This is a genomic window from Pseudomonas sp. MOIL14HWK12:I2, from assembly GCF_000510745.1.
GTDB lineage: Bacteria > Pseudomonadota > Gammaproteobacteria > Pseudomonadales > Pseudomonadaceae > Chryseomonas > Chryseomonas oryzihabitans.
The window spans coordinates 293,688-306,337 of record NZ_AZOA01000007.1 but is presented as its reverse complement, the minus strand read 5'-3'; the positions used below and the strand labels follow the sequence as shown (position 1 = coordinate 306,337).

The 12,650-nt window shown below is 66.1% G+C and carries 15 protein-coding genes and 1 tRNA gene; 7 read left to right on the top strand and 9 right to left on the bottom strand.

The annotated features are described in order from the left end of the window. Nucleotides 1–28: 28 nt before the first annotated feature. The 4 genes from PSK12I2_RS0104555 to PSK12I2_RS0104540 all read right to left on the bottom strand — a co-directional run bounded on the left by PSK12I2_RS0104555 (nucleotide 29) and on the right by PSK12I2_RS0104540 (nucleotide 3,326). Nucleotides 29–286 (bottom strand): DUF2164 domain-containing protein, encoded by a 258-nt coding sequence (locus tag PSK12I2_RS0104555; protein WP_027597480.1) that lies wholly within the window; start codon nucleotides 284–286, stop codon nucleotides 29–31. Continuing rightward, nucleotides 286–924, bottom strand: coding sequence for an imidazole glycerol phosphate synthase subunit HisH (gene hisH / locus PSK12I2_RS0104550; RefSeq protein WP_027597479.1), 639 nt, complete (start codon nucleotides 922–924; stop codon nucleotides 286–288). Before hisH ends, PSK12I2_RS0104555 begins: the two co-directional genes overlap by 1 nt. Continuing rightward, nucleotides 924–1,517 carry an imidazoleglycerol-phosphate dehydratase HisB gene (gene hisB, locus PSK12I2_RS0104545; protein WP_007159790.1) on the bottom strand — a complete coding sequence of 198 codons (594 nt, stop codon included), beginning with the start codon at nucleotides 1,515–1,517 and terminating at the stop codon, nucleotides 924–926. The genes hisH and hisB overlap by 1 nt, the downstream gene beginning before the upstream one ends. Nucleotides 1,518–1,661: 144 nt before the next feature. After that, nucleotides 1,662–3,326 carry an OFA family MFS transporter gene (locus PSK12I2_RS0104540; RefSeq protein ID WP_027597478.1) on the bottom strand — a complete coding sequence of 555 codons (1,665 nt, stop codon included), beginning with the start codon at nucleotides 3,324–3,326 and terminating at the stop codon, nucleotides 1,662–1,664. 295 nt (nucleotides 3,327–3,621) lie between these two features. On the opposite strand from PSK12I2_RS0104540, the gene PSK12I2_RS0104535 reads away from it, so the two are divergent. The 4 genes from PSK12I2_RS0104535 (at nucleotide 3,622) to PSK12I2_RS0104520 (ending at nucleotide 7,339) form a co-directional block, all read left to right on the top strand. Next, the gene (locus PSK12I2_RS0104535; protein ID WP_027597477.1) at nucleotides 3,622–5,847 is read left to right on the top strand and encodes an AsmA family protein; all 2,226 of its coding nucleotides are present in this window, start codon (nucleotides 3,622–3,624) and stop codon (nucleotides 5,845–5,847) included. Further along, the gene (mutY, locus tag PSK12I2_RS0104530) at nucleotides 5,844–6,908 is read left to right on the top strand and encodes an A/G-specific adenine glycosylase (protein WP_027597476.1); all 1,065 of its coding nucleotides are present in this window, start codon (nucleotides 5,844–5,846) and stop codon (nucleotides 6,906–6,908) included. Before PSK12I2_RS0104535 ends, mutY begins: the two co-directional genes overlap by 4 nt. Continuing rightward, the gene (locus tag PSK12I2_RS0104525; RefSeq protein WP_027597475.1) at nucleotides 6,905–7,177 is read left to right on the top strand and encodes an oxidative damage protection protein; all 273 of its coding nucleotides are present in this window, start codon (nucleotides 6,905–6,907) and stop codon (nucleotides 7,175–7,177) included. The genes mutY and PSK12I2_RS0104525 overlap by 4 nt, the downstream gene beginning before the upstream one ends. Nucleotides 7,178–7,263: 86 nt before the next feature. After that, nucleotides 7,264–7,339, top strand: a tRNA-Phe gene (locus tag PSK12I2_RS0104520). A 187-nt stretch (nucleotides 7,340–7,526) separates the two neighbouring features. Here the strand turns inward: PSK12I2_RS0104520 and PSK12I2_RS0104515 are convergent. Continuing rightward, a complete protein-coding gene (locus PSK12I2_RS0104515) occupies nucleotides 7,527–7,865 on the bottom strand; it encodes a cupin domain-containing protein (RefSeq protein WP_037007507.1) in 339 nt (112 codons plus the stop codon). A 305-nt stretch (nucleotides 7,866–8,170) separates the two neighbouring features. Between PSK12I2_RS0104515 and PSK12I2_RS0104510 the strand changes: the two genes are divergently transcribed. Together PSK12I2_RS0104510 and PSK12I2_RS0104500 are read left to right on the top strand one after the other, a co-directional pair. Then, nucleotides 8,171–8,383 carry a hypothetical protein gene (locus PSK12I2_RS0104510; protein ID WP_027597473.1) on the top strand — a complete coding sequence of 71 codons (213 nt, stop codon included), beginning with the start codon at nucleotides 8,171–8,173 and terminating at the stop codon, nucleotides 8,381–8,383. Between the two features lie 210 nt (nucleotides 8,384–8,593). Continuing rightward, nucleotides 8,594–8,929 carry a hypothetical protein gene (locus PSK12I2_RS0104500; RefSeq protein WP_007159803.1) on the top strand — a complete coding sequence of 112 codons (336 nt, stop codon included), beginning with the start codon at nucleotides 8,594–8,596 and terminating at the stop codon, nucleotides 8,927–8,929. 263 nt (nucleotides 8,930–9,192) lie between these two features. Here PSK12I2_RS0104500 and sutA read toward each other — a convergent pair whose 3' ends face one another. The 4 genes from sutA to glnK form a co-directional block, all read right to left on the bottom strand. Next, nucleotides 9,193–9,525, bottom strand: a complete 333-nt coding sequence (gene sutA, locus PSK12I2_RS0104490; protein ID WP_007159805.1) for a transcriptional regulator SutA — start codon at nucleotides 9,523–9,525, stop codon at nucleotides 9,193–9,195. Between the two features lie 71 nt (nucleotides 9,526–9,596). Then, entirely contained in the window at nucleotides 9,597–10,016 is a 420-nt protein-coding gene (locus PSK12I2_RS0104485; RefSeq protein ID WP_027597472.1) for a secondary thiamine-phosphate synthase enzyme YjbQ, read from the bottom strand. 172 nt (nucleotides 10,017–10,188) lie between these two features. Continuing rightward, the gene (locus PSK12I2_RS0104480; RefSeq protein ID WP_027597471.1) at nucleotides 10,189–11,529 is read right to left on the bottom strand and encodes an ammonium transporter; all 1,341 of its coding nucleotides are present in this window, start codon (nucleotides 11,527–11,529) and stop codon (nucleotides 10,189–10,191) included. Between the two features lie 48 nt (nucleotides 11,530–11,577). Then, nucleotides 11,578–11,916 carry a P-II family nitrogen regulator gene (gene glnK / locus PSK12I2_RS0104475; protein WP_003096476.1) on the bottom strand — a complete coding sequence of 113 codons (339 nt, stop codon included), beginning with the start codon at nucleotides 11,914–11,916 and terminating at the stop codon, nucleotides 11,578–11,580. A gap of 393 nt (nucleotides 11,917–12,309) precedes the next feature. Here glnK and PSK12I2_RS0104470 point away from each other — a divergent pair, with 393 nt between their 5' ends. Next, nucleotides 12,310–12,609, top strand: a complete 300-nt coding sequence (locus PSK12I2_RS0104470; RefSeq protein WP_027597470.1) for an accessory factor UbiK family protein — start codon at nucleotides 12,310–12,312, stop codon at nucleotides 12,607–12,609. The last annotated feature ends 41 nt before the right edge of the window (nucleotides 12,610–12,650 follow it).

Sequence of the window (12,650 nt, the reverse complement as noted above, 5' to 3'; positions counted from 1 at the left end):
AATACCTTGGCTCGGGGGTGAGGGCGATCTAGGGCTTTTCCAGCGCCCAGATGTCGCTTTCCAGGCTGTCGACACGCTCCCTGAGCAGGGTCTGCACGTCGGCAACCGCCTTGTTGTAGTACAGCGGCCCGCACTCGCGGGCGAAGAAATCCAGCAGTTCCTCGACTTCGAACCGCCCCAGGCAGACCTCGAAGCGGTCGTCCAGCAGGGTCTGCAAGGCCGTGACCAGGCGCTGGCTCTGCTCGGGTTCGAGCGTCACCAGCGGCGCGGGCGGCTTGCGCGCCATTACCAGCGGCCGTCCCAGGCGAGGAAGTTGGTATAGAGCTGCAGGCCGCAGTCGGCGCTCTTCTCGGGGTGGAACTGGGTGGCGAAGCGCGAGCCGTCGGCCAGGGCCGCGGCGAAATCCAGGCCATAGTGGCCGCGCCCGACCACCTGGCGCGGATTGCCGGCCTCGACATAGAAGCTGTGCACGAAATAGAAGCGGGCGCGATCGGGGATGCCGTGCCAGAGCGGATGGTCGAGCACATGGCTGACCTCGTTCCAGCCCATGTGCGGCACCTTGAGGCTCTCGCCCTCTTCCTGCATGCCGCCCGGGAAACGCCGTACGGCGCCGGGGAACAGGCCGATGCAATCCACGCCGCCGTTCTCTTCGCTGCGCTGCATCAGCGCCTGCATGCCGACGCAGACGCCGAGGAAGGGGCGGTCCTGGCTGACTTCACGGACCAGCTCATCGATGCCCTGGCGGCGGATCTCGGCCATGCAGTCGCGGATGGCGCCGACGCCGGGCAGGACGATGCGGTCCGCCTCGCGGATCACCGCGGGATCGCCGGTCACCAGTACCTGGTGGCTACCGGCATGCTCCAGGGCCTTGGCCACGGAGTGCAGGTTGCCCATGCCATAGTCGATGACGGCTACCGTCTGCATCACAGGCACCCCTTGGTGGAGGGCATGACGCCGGCCATGCGCGGGTCTTCGGCAAGGGCCATGCGCAGGGCGCGGCCAAAGGCCTTGAACACCGTCTCGATCTGGTGGTGGCTGTTGACGCCGCGCAGGTTGTCGACGTGCAGGGTCACCTGGGCGTGATTGGTGAAACCCTGGAAGAATTCGAGGAACAGGTCGACGTCCATGCGGCCCACGGTGGCGCGGGTGAAGGGCACGTTCCAGTGCAGCCCGGGCCGGCCGGAGAAGTCGATGACCACCCGCGACAGGGCTTCGTCCAGGGGCACATAGGCATGGCCATAGCGCTGGATGCCCTTCTTGTCACCGACCGCCTTGGCGAAAGCCTGGCCGAGGGTGATGCCGATGTCTTCCACCGTGTGGTGGTCGTCGATGTGCAGGTCGCCGCGGCAGTGGATATCGAGGTCGATCAGCCCGTGGCGGGCGATCTGGTCGAGCATGTGCTCGAGGAAGGGGACCCCGGTGTCGAAGCGCGCTGCGCCCGTGCCGTCCAGATCCAGGGATACCTTGACCTGGGTCTCCAGGGTGTTGCGCTCGACGGTTGCCTTGCGTTCGGCCATAGCCTGCTCCGCGAAAATCGGTGGGCGAAAGGGCCGATATTATAGGGGCGCGGGGGCTGGATCGAAAGCGCGGCGGGACGAGGCGTCCCACCGCGAGGGGCGCCCGCGTGGGGACGCCCCATTACCGTCCGGTTCGGCTGTGACTCAGCTGAACAGGGCGGCGGTCTTTTGCAGGGTGATCCAGATGCCCCAGGCCAGCGGGATGCCCACGGCCAGCCAGGCGGCGATGGCCAGCGGCTTGGTCTTGGGATCGGCGCTCCACTCCAGCACCTGGGCGCTGCCGGCGTTGCTGTCGTGGCCATTGGCGCGCTCGACGGCGAGTTCGGCCTCGGTCATGAAGTGCTTGTCGGCCACCGGACGCACCATCAGGTTGCAGATGAAGCCCAGCACCAGCAGACCGGCCAGGATGTACAGGGTGATGTCGTACACCTGGGCGCGGGGGATGCCCATGCCGAGCTGATACTCGCGCAGGTAGTTGACCAGCACCGGACCGAAGACGCCGGCGGCGGCCCAGGCGGTGAGCAGGCGACCGTGGATGGCGCCGACCATCTGGGTACCGAACAGGTCGGCGAGGTAGGCCGGCACGGTGGCGAAACCACCGCCGTACATGGACAGGATCAGGCAGAAGGCGAAGACGAACAGCGCCACGCTGCCCAGGTGACCGGTCCAGGGCACGATGGCATAGAGCACGAAGCCCAGGGTGAAGAAGACGAAGTAGGTCATCTTGCGGCCGATGTAATCGGAGAAGGATGCCCAGAAGAAGCGACCGCCGATGTTGAACAGGCTCAGCAGACCGGTGAAGCCGGCGGCGATGGCGGCGATCTGCTTGAGCTGATCGCCGCTGAGTTCACCGTAGGCCAGGCCGTTGCCCAGCAGACGACCACCGAAGACTTCCTGCAGCAGCGGCGACGCCATGCCGAGGATGCCGATGCCGGCGGTCACGTTCAGGCAGAGCACGGCCCAGACCAGCCAGAACTGCGGGATGCCCCAGATCTTGCTCACGTGGACGTGGCGATTGGTGATCATGGCGTTCTGCGCCTTCTTGGTCGAAGGCGTCCAGCCGGCGGGTTTCCAGCCGGTCGGCGGTACGCGATAGCCCAGGGCACCGCTCATCATGAACACGAAGTAGACCACCGCCATGACCAGGAAGGCCTGCCAGACGCCAACCTCGGTCGCCGAGGCGAAGTGGCGCATCAGCAGGTCGGCCAGGGGGGCACCCACCATGGCGCCGCCACCGAAGCCCATGATGGCCATGCCGGTGGCCATGCCGCGCTTGTCCGGGAACCACTTGATCAGGGTCGACACCGGCGAGATGTAGCCCAGGCCGAGTCCGATACCGCCGATCACGCCCGAACCCAGCCACAGCATCCAGATCTGGTGGGTATAGATGCCCAGGGCGGAGATCAGCAGACCACCGCACCAGCACAGGGCCGAGACGACCCCGGCCTTGCGGGGACCGGCGTGTTCCAGCCAGCCACCGAACAGGGCGGCGGAGCAGCCGAGGAAGATGAAGAACAGGGTGTAGATCCAGCCGAGCTGGGAGATCTTCCAGTCACAGGTGGCACTGAAGATCTGCTCGAAGAAGCCCATCTCGACCGGGCAGGCCACGGCGGCGGTGATGCCGATCGCCTTGGACAGCGGCAGCCAGAAGACCGAGAAGCCGTAGGCCATGCCGATGCACAGGTGGATGGCCAGGGCGGCCGGCGGGACCAGCCAGCGGTTGAAACCGGGCCGGGCGACGATGCGCTCCTTGGAAAGGAAAGCCGGACGTGCCGAAGCGACACCGCCAGCAGTGAGAGTAGTGCTCATGGGTTCAGCCCTTTTCTAGTGTATAGCGTCCAGGCCGGTGGACATTCCCTGCACGCTTCCCCTTAAACGAGTCAAAGAAACGGCGCCAACCGACCAGAGGTGCGCGACATTAAAGCGCACCCTGGCCAACTGCCAGCCCTGCTGATTTACCAGGGTACGGGCGGCATCAGTCATCCGACGAAACGGGCGAGTACCACTGCTGTCACAGCGCCGACACCTCGATGTCATCGGGGCCGGCCGAGCCCCTATACTGGCCAGTCGCGCCATCGCCCGCCGGAACAGGAATTTCCTCGTCATGAAAGCTTTCGCCAAAGTGCTGGGTATCGTCCTCGTCGGCCTGCTGCTCCTGCTGGTCGCCGTAGGCTTCGCCCTCACCCACCTGGTCGATCCCAACGACTACAAGGACGAGATCCGCCAACTGGCGCGCGACAAGGCCAACGTCGACCTGCAACTCAAGGGCGACATCGGCTGGAGTCTGTTTCCCTGGCTGGGCGTCGAATTGCACGACGCCACCCTGGCCAGCGCCGCTACCCCGGATCGCCAGCTGGCCCAGGTGCAGCGACTGATCCTCTCGGTCCGCCTGCTGCCGCTGCTGCTGCGGCGCGACCTGGAGATGAGCGACATCAAGATCGACGGCCTGGACCTCACCGCCAGTCGCGATGAGCAGGGCCGCACCAACTGGGCCGAGATCGGCCGCCCGGCACCCAAGGCGGACACGGGCGCCGCGCCTACCGACACCTCAGGCGGCGCCTCCGCGCCAGGCGAGCCGAGCGCCGGTCGCCAGCCGCTCAAGCTCAATGTCGAGAGCCTGACCGTGCGCAATTCGCGGGTCGAATACAGCGACGCCCGCAGCGGCGCGCGCTATGCCTTCGACGGCATCGACCTGGAGACCGGGGCCATCTATGCCGGCACCGCCATTCCCATCAAGCTGGCCGGCACCGCCAGCACCACCCAGCCGCCGGTCAACGCCACCGTGCTGCTCAACGGCAAATTCCGCTTCGATCCCGCCAACCAGCAGTACGCCCTGGACGACCTCCAGCTGACCGGCGACGCCAGCGGCGAGCCCTTCAACGGCAAGCTGGTCAACTATTCCGCCAGCGGCCAACTGGCCGTCGACCGCCGCGCCCAGACCGCCGAGTGGACCAGCCTCAAGCTCACCGCCAACGACCTCAAGGCCCTGGGCGATCTCAAGCTCACCGGCCTGGAAAGCGATCCGCAGCTGGCCGGGCGCGTCTCCATCGCCCGCCTCGACCTGCGCGCCTTCCTCGACAGTATCGGCGTCGAATTGCCGGCCATGGCCGATGCCAAGACCCTGCAGCGCTTCGAGATGAATGCCCAGGTGCAGGCCAGCCGCAACGCCCTGGCGCTGGACGACTTCAATTTCCAGCTGGACGACAGCACCCTCAAGGGCCGGGTCGCGGTAGCCGACATCGCCCGCCGCGCCCTGCGCGTCCAGCTCAGCGGCGACCGCCTGGACCTGGATCGCTATCTGCCGGCCAAGGCCGCCGCGGCGCGCCAGGCCAATGGCGCGCGCCAGGAAGAGGTCGCCCAGGTCGATGCCATCGCCACCCAGGGCAATTCGCCGCTGCCGGAGGCCCCGACCCAGCACGCCTGGAGCCAGGAGACCCTGCTGCCGGTGGAGCGCCTGCGCAGCCTGGACGCCGAGGTCGATCTCGGCCTGCAGCACCTGACCCTCAATCGCCTGCCCTTCGAAGGCGCCAGCCTCAAGGCCAGGGCCGCCGATGGCCAGTTGCAGCTCAGCGCCCTGGAAGGCGAATTGTTCGGCGGGCGCTTCGCAGCCGAGGGCGCCCTCGACGTGCGGGGCGTCCAGCCGCAACTGACCGCCCGCGAGCGCATCAAGGGCGTACCGGTGGAGCGCATCCTCCAGGCCCAGGGCCAGAAGCCGCCGGTGGAAGGCCTGCTCGACCTGGACGCCGATCTGCGCAGTTCGGGCGCCAGCCAGCGCAGCCTGATCGACAACCTGGGCGGTACCGCGCGCTTCGCCCTGCGCAACGGCCAGCTGATCGACGCCAATGTCGAAAGCCAGCTGTGCCAGGGCATCGCCCTGCTCAATCGCAAGCCGCTGGAGCTGCCCCATGGCGGCCAGAACACCCCCTTCCGCCAGTTGAGCGGCAGCCTCAGCATCGTCAACGGCGTGGCCCGCAACCAGGACCTCAGCGTCAGCGTGCCCGGCCTTGCGGTAAAGGGCGCGGGCGACATCGACCTGCGCACCCTCGGTCTCGACTACCGCCTGGGCATCACCGTGCAGGGCGACACCAATGCCGCCGCCGACCCCGGTTGCCAGGTCGGCGAGCGCTATGCCGACATCGAGTGGCCCCTGCAGTGCCGCGGCCCCCTGGAACTGGGCGCCAAGGCCTGTCGCCTGGATCGCGAAGCCATGGGCCAGATCGTCGCCCGCGCCGCCGGCAATCGTCTGAACGAAAAAATCGAAGAGAAGCTCGGTGATAAGATCAGTCCCGACATCCAGAACGCCATCCGAGGGCTGTTGCAACGTCGATGACTGATGACGACTTTGGTACCGCCGTGCTGGCCTGGTACGACCTGCACGGTCGCAAGGATCTGCCCTGGCAACAGGCCGTGACGCCCTATCGGGTCTGGGTCTCGGAGATCATGCTCCAGCAGACCCAGGTCGCCACCGTGCTGGGCTATTTCGATCGCTTCATGCAGGCGCTGCCCACCGTCGAGGCGCTGGCCGCCGCCCCGGAAGACGAGGTCCTGCACCTCTGGACCGGTCTTGGCTACTACAGCCGCGCGCGCAACCTGCACAAGGCCGCCAAGACCGTGGTCGAGGGCCATGGCGGCGAATTTCCCCGTAGCGTCGAGGCCCTGGCCGAGCTGCCCGGCATCGGTCGCTCCACCGCCGGCGCCATCGCCAGCCTGAGCATGGGCATCCGCGCGCCGATTCTCGACGGCAACGTCAAGCGCGTCCTGGCCCGCTACACCGCCACCGCCGGCTATCCCGGCGAACCCGCCGTGGCCCGCCGCCTCTGGGACGTGGCCGACCGGCTGATGCCCCGCGAGCGGGTCGGCCCCTACACCCAGGCGATGATGGACCTGGGCGCCACCCTCTGCACCCGCAGCAAGCCCAGTTGCCTGCTGTGTCCGGTCAAGCTGGGCTGCCGCGCCCACCTGCTGGGCCAGGAAACCGAGTTTCCCACGCCCAAGCCGCGCAAGACGCTGCCCCAGCGGCAGACGCTGATGCCGCTGTTCGTCAACGACGCCAATGCCGTGCTGCTGCAGCGCCGCCCCTCGACCGGTCTCTGGGGCGGTCTCTGGGGCCCGCCGGAGGTGGCCGACGTGGCCGAGCTCGAAGCCCTCGCCGAACGCCAGGGCCTGGTCATCGACGAACGCCAGGCGCTGCCCGGCCTGGTGCACACCTTCAGTCACTTCCAGCTGGCCATCGAACCCTGGCTGGTCCAGGTGGACCACCGCCAGCACCGCGTGGCCGAGGGCGACTGGCTTTGGTATAACCTCGCCTCCCCGCCGCGCCTGGGCCTTGCCGCCCCGGTGCAGAAACTGCTCAAGCGCGCCGAGCAGGCGCTCAAAGGAGAACCCGCATGACCCGCACCGTGATGTGCCGCAAGCACAAGCAGGAGCTGCCTGGCCTCGATCGTCCGCCCTATCCTGGCGCCAAGGGCGAAGACATCTATCAGCACGTCTCCAAGCAGGCCTGGGAAGAGTGGCAGAAGCACCAGACCATGCTCATCAACGAGCGTCGGCTGAACATGATGAACACCGAGGATCGCAAGTTCCTGCAGGCCGAGATGGACAAGTTCCTGTCCGGTGAAGACTACGCCCAGGCCGAGGGCTACGTACCCCCCAGCGCCTGAGTCGACGGCTAAGCGCCCGAAAAATCTAAATTTTTTTGGGCTCACTGTTGACACAAGGTCGAGAAACGCTTTTAATGCGCCCCGTTGCCCAGGTAGCTCAGTTGGTAGAGCAGGGGATTGAAAATCCCCGTGTCGGCGGTTCGATTCCGTCCCTGGGCACCAAGACAAGCTTCCGGATCCTGCGGGATCTGGAAATCAGAGAAACCGGCCTAGCGCCGGTTTTTTTGTGCCTGCGATTCCTACCCGCTCGCGTCCAAACCCCGGGCGCGTCCCTTCCCTGCCGATCAGGACGTCTTTGCAACGACCCGCGCTGCGGGCGCCTGGTCTGAAGAGTTCGGTACCGCCCTGCTCACGCGAGTGCTGGAGCCCCGTCCACCGCACCGAGATGGATCGCCAGCCACACCGTGGCGACCGCGGGATCGGTGTAGGTCACCCAGTGCTCGACATCAGCCGGGATGAACAGCGTATCGCCCGGTTCGAGTGCCACCTCCCGCCCCTCCAGGGCGATCCGCGCGGCGCCCTTCAGCAGCAGCACCCATTCCTCATGGGCCTGCCGCCAGGGCGTCGCTGCCGGCGTCGTCTGGCCCTGGGAGACGATCCGCTCTATACGACAACCCGGCCGCTCCAGCAGGGCCGTGAACACCTCGGCCGCGGAGGCATCGGGCAGGTCGCGAAACAGATTGCTCATGACGTTTTCCCTCCGGGGCTGGCGCCAGGGCGCCGAGGTCATCCAGCCTGCACCGGTCCGCACGGGCGCTCAAGCCGCGCAGGGCTCCTCCGCACTCGGAGCCCGCGGCCAGGCCACCGGGTCCGCGGCTATTTGCGGTCAGGAGTGCGATCCGCCCGACGGTTTCAGGAGGTCGTTTCCCGGCTGCAGGGGATTTCGGCGATGATCGATCGCAGCAGTGGCAGCCCGTCCAGGGTGCCGCTCGACCTTGGCTGACCGCTGTGGTCAGTCGGACTTCGCACCAGGCGCACGGAGGCGCTCGCTGCATGCCCATTCCCTCGCTTCCCCTCGTCGCTCCCGCTCTGCCCGGCGCTCTCCCCCAGGACGCCGCTGCTCAACCCGACCCGCGCGCCGTCGAGCCCGCCGCACCCTTCTGGCTCAGACTCCTGAGTGGCGTCAGCCTCTGGTTGAACCGGTTGTTTCTCAGCCTGGTCATGGCGCTGATCGGCTTTACCCTATGGCACTGGTGGCAGGGATGAAGCGGCGCCTGGATCAACTGGAGTTGACCATCCTGATGTGCGGCATCGGCCTGCTGGCCATGGCGCTCATCGTCGCCGTGGGCATGCAGGGCCTGGACTGGGCCTGAGTCCACGGGCGGCCTTACCAGACCTTTACCTGGCCTGACGTCCGCTGACCGCCAAAGGTGTTTCATGGTGACGCGGCCCATCGAGCGCCGCGAGGAGAGCACCATGGCATCGCGAGCGTCGTTGATTCTGCTGTTGACCGCCACCCTGACCGCCAGCGGCCTGGCCGCCGCCTACGAGGGCCCCGAGCGTGGGCAACCCTGGGCAGGCGGCCCCGCAGCCGTCGCCGAGGGCGGCGAATTCCTGCCGGCGGGCGAATTTCGACGGCATCACCGGCACCACCCCTATTACCGCAGGGATCGCTATCCCTACAGCTATTACCAGCCCTATCCGCAGCCCGGCTATGCCGCGCCCCATTGGCGGCCGGCGCCACCGGGCTACTACCCCTACCAGCCGGCCTATGAACCCCGTCCCTATTACGGGCCCCCGCGCCATTGGTGAACTGCTTGGCATCACGACGGCGAGATGATGGCCTTTTGCGATGAGCCACACAGGGAGATGTTTGCCAGAGGAGCAGAATGCCATCACCCATTAGGCTTTAGGGCGCTGCCAACATGTATGAGAGAGATGATGTAATCTGCATGGCTTGCCTTGCGACCATGGCTGCAGCCTTCACCGGCTTCATCATGGTGATGGCGCTGTTGTGATCGCCAGATAGACAAAACCCCGCCGAGGCGGGGTTTCGAAGGCGGTATGGCACGGTCCTAGATGGGACGACTGCCATATTTGCTGTCGGGCTTCTTCGGCGGATCGGCGACCACATTGGCGTCGATTTCCTGCACCTTGCCACCGCGGGCCAGAAAGTCCTGCATGGCCTTTTCCAATGCATCCCGCTCGCGCTGCTTGGCTTCCACCGAAGGCAATTCCTCGGGCTCGGCTTCACGCTTCTTCTTGGCCTTGCTCCCGGACGCGGGCGCTTCGCTGTCCCCGCTTTCCTCTTGCTCGGCGTCGTCGGTTGCGGCAGCGAAGTCTTCGTTATCGCCCTCTTCTTCCGCGCCTGTCTCCAGGTCGTCCTGCTCCAGATCTTCGTCGCTCATAAACCGCCTCCACACACTTTGGCAAAATCGGACCGCGCGTTTTGACGCGGCCTCCTAAAAAAAATTCCTGGCTATTCGCCCTGCAGCGTCGCGATCAGTCGCCGTGCGCCACCCTGGTCGCGATGCTCGCCCAGGTAGATGCCCTGCCAGGTTCCCAGGGCCAGGCGACCCACCTGGACCGGCAGACTCAGGCTGCAGCCGAGTAGACTGCTCTTGAAATGCGCAGGCAGGTCGTCCGGCCCTTCGTAGTCATGCTCGTAACCGGCCTGCCCCTGGGGCACCAGCTGGTTGAAGAACCGCTCGAAGTCGCGGCGTACCGCCCCATCGGCATTCTCGTTGATGGTCAGCGAGGCCGAGGTGTGCTGCAGCCAGAGGTGCAGCAGGCCGATCCGGCACTCGCCAAGCTCGGGCAGCTGCTCCAGCACCTCAGCGGTGACGAGATGGAAACCACGCGCCCGCGCGCGCAGGGAAAAGCTCCGCTGCAGCCACATGAACAACCCCCGCCGACTGACTGGGCGCGCATTCTAGCGCGACGATCGGAAAAGCAAAGCGGTGATTGCACACCGCTTGCGTGCAGTCTAGACACAGCAGGATGGCGGTTGTTCCAGCCGTATGGCGGACATGAAAAAGGCGCCTCACGGCGCCTTTTTCCAGAGTGGTGGCTTACAGGTTGTAGCCACGCTCGTTGTGCAGGGTGAGGTCCAGACCCACGGTTTCCTCTTCTTCGTTGACTCTCAGACCCATGACCACGTCCAGCACCTTGAGGATCACGAAGGTGACGATGCCGGTGTAGACGATGGTGAAGGCCACGCCCTTGAACTGGATGAACAGCTGGGCGCCGATGTCGGTAACGGTGCCGAAGCCACCCAGGGACGGAGCGGCGAAGACACCGGTCAGCAGGGCGCCGACGATGCCGCCGATGCCGTGCACGCCAAAGGCGTCCAGGGAGTCGTCGTAGCCGAGCTTGCGCTTGAGGCTGGTGGCGGTGAAGAAGCAGATCACGCCAGCGGCCAGGCCGATGATCAGGGCGCCCATGGGGCCGGCGGTACCGGCGGCCGGGGTGATGGCGACCAGACCGGCAACCACGCCGGAAGCGATGCCCAGGGCGCTCGGCTTACCGTGGGTGATCCACTCGGCGAACATCCAGCCCAGGGCGGCAGCGGCGGTGGCGATCTGGGTGGTCAGCATGGCCATGCCGGCGGTGCCGTTGGCGGCGGCGGCGGAACCGGCGTTGAAACCGAACCAGCCGACCCACAGCATGGCGGCACCGACCAGGGTGTAGCCCAGGTTGTGCGGCGCCATGGGAGTGGTGGGATAGCCCTTGCGCTTGCCCAGGACCAGGGCCGCGACCAGACCGGCCACACCGGCGTTGATGTGCACCACGGTGCCGCCGGCGAAGTCCAGCACGCCCCAGTCCCACATCAGGCCGCCGTCACCGCTCCAGACCATGTGGGCGATGGGGGCGTAGACGAAGGTGAACCACAGGCCGGTGAAGACCAGCATGGCGGAGAACTTCATGCGCTCGGCGAAGGCACCGACGATCAGCGCCGGGGTGATGATGGCGAAGGTCATCTGGAAGGTGACGAAGACGCTTTCCGGGAACAGGGCGGTAGCCGAGGTCACGGCATCATGCTGCAGGCTGGACAGGAAGGCCTTGCCCAGACCGCCGATGAAGGAATTGAAGTTGGTGACGCCCTTCTCCATGCCGGTGGTGTCGAAGGCCAGGCTGTAGCCGTAGACCATCCACAGGATGCTGACGAGACCGGTGATGGCGAAGCACTGCATCATCACCGAGAGGACGTTCTTGGCACGCACCATGCCGCCGTAGAACAGCGCGAGACCCGGGATGGTCATGAACAGCACCAAGGCCGTCGAGACCAGCATCCAGGCCGTATCCCCGCTGTTGATGGCTGGTGCCGCAGCCGCTTCCTGGGCCATGGCCAGGCCCGGCAGCGCTACGAAAGACATGAGGGCTCCTAGCCCTGCGTAGGTGCGCAGAGTCATCGTTGTTTCTCCTGGGGCTCGTGTGGGGTTGGGCGGTCGGTTAAGGCGTCAGATGGCGTCTGTGTCGGTTTCGCCGGTGCGGATGCGGATGGCCTGCTCGAGATTCACCACGAAGATCTTGCCGTCACCGATCTTGCCGGTGTTGGCGGCCTTGGTGATGGCCTCGATGACGCGGTCGAGCTGATCGTCGGCGATGGCGACGTCGATCTTGACCTTGGGCAGGAAGTCGACGACGTATTCGGCGCCGCGATAGAGCTCGGTATGGCCCTTCTGACGACCGAAGCCCTTGACCTCGGTAACGGTGATGCCTTGCACACCGATCTCGGACAGCGACTCACGCACGTCGTCGAGCTTGAACGGCTTGATGATGGCGGTGACTAGTTTCATGAACTTCTCCCGATTGAGTTGACTGGCCCCAGGAAAACAAACCCCGGTCCAAGTCTAGCGCAGTGACCGTCTGTTTAACCGTTGGCGTGGTAATCGCCGCGGTCACGGCAGAAGCGGCCAGAGCGCGCCTCCACCCCAGGCGCCCTCTGACGCCCGTCTCTGCATCGGCAGTAGCAGAAAGCTTGCCAGGTTTGTGAAGGCGTACGGATTTCGAGCGCCAGCCCGGCTGGCGCGCCTCCTGAAAGGGCAGGACCTGGCCCTGCGGGCAGGCTTTTGCACCAACAGCGAACAGCTCTGGGCCGGGAATGGCACCAAAGCGGTGCAAGGCCGCTGCCGGAGGGCCGGAAGCCCGCTGTGCTACACTCGAGCTTTGATCCATTGCAGGGGATAACCATGTCCACGACCCGTTCGCTGTTCGATTCCCTGACTCAGCAGGCCAGCCGGCTGTTCGGTCAGGACTCGCCGCTGCCCAAGGCCGAGATCGAAAGCCAGTTCAAGGCACTGCTGCAAGGCGCCCTGAGCAAGCTCGATGTGGTCAGCCGCGACGAATTCGATGCCCAGATGGCCGTGCTGGCCCGCACCCGTGCGCGCCTGGAAGCCCTCGAAGCGCGCCTCACCGAGCTGGAAAAGCCGCAAACCGCCGAGGTCAAGCCGCCGGTTACCCCGGCCACGGACGTCGCGCCCGCCGACTGATCCCCAAGGGCGCGCCAGGATGGTGCAGCCCTGAGTCTGGC

Bases quoted from the DNA above. Each gene is read 5' to 3' on its own strand.
- hisH (WP_027597479.1), bottom strand. From the start codon at position 924: ATGCAGACGGTAGCCGTCATCGACTATGGCATGGGCAACCTGCACTCC.
- PSK12I2_RS0104510 (WP_027597473.1), top strand. From the start codon at position 8,171: ATGCCCATTCCCTCGCTTCCCCTCGTCGCTCCCGCTCTGCCCGGCGCT.
- PSK12I2_RS0104540 (WP_027597478.1), bottom strand. From the start codon at position 3,326: ATGAGCACTACTCTCACTGCTGGCGGTGTCGCTTCGGCACGTCCGGCT.
- PSK12I2_RS0104515 (WP_037007507.1), bottom strand. From the start codon at position 7,865: ATGAGCAATCTGTTTCGCGACCTGCCCGATGCCTCCGCGGCCGAGGTG.
- PSK12I2_RS0104535 (WP_027597477.1), top strand. From the start codon at position 3,622: ATGAAAGCTTTCGCCAAAGTGCTGGGTATCGTCCTCGTCGGCCTGCTG.
- mutY (WP_027597476.1), top strand. From the start codon at position 5,844: ATGACTGATGACGACTTTGGTACCGCCGTGCTGGCCTGGTACGACCTG.
- sutA (WP_007159805.1), bottom strand. From the start codon at position 9,525: ATGAGCGACGAAGATCTGGAGCAGGACGACCTGGAGACAGGCGCGGAA.
- PSK12I2_RS0104470 (WP_027597470.1), top strand. From the start codon at position 12,310: ATGTCCACGACCCGTTCGCTGTTCGATTCCCTGACTCAGCAGGCCAGC.
- PSK12I2_RS0104500 (WP_007159803.1), top strand. From the start codon at position 8,594: ATGGCATCGCGAGCGTCGTTGATTCTGCTGTTGACCGCCACCCTGACC.
- PSK12I2_RS0104485 (WP_027597472.1), bottom strand. From the start codon at position 10,016: ATGTGGCTGCAGCGGAGCTTTTCCCTGCGCGCGCGGGCGCGTGGTTTC.
- PSK12I2_RS0104525 (WP_027597475.1), top strand. From the start codon at position 6,905: ATGACCCGCACCGTGATGTGCCGCAAGCACAAGCAGGAGCTGCCTGGC.
- hisB (WP_007159790.1), bottom strand. From the start codon at position 1,517: ATGGCCGAACGCAAGGCAACCGTCGAGCGCAACACCCTGGAGACCCAG.
- glnK (WP_003096476.1), bottom strand. From the start codon at position 11,916: ATGAAACTAGTCACCGCCATCATCAAGCCGTTCAAGCTCGACGACGTG.
- PSK12I2_RS0104480 (WP_027597471.1), bottom strand. From the start codon at position 11,529: ATGACTCTGCGCACCTACGCAGGGCTAGGAGCCCTCATGTCTTTCGTA.
- PSK12I2_RS0104555 (WP_027597480.1), bottom strand. From the start codon at position 286: ATGGCGCGCAAGCCGCCCGCGCCGCTGGTGACGCTCGAACCCGAGCAG.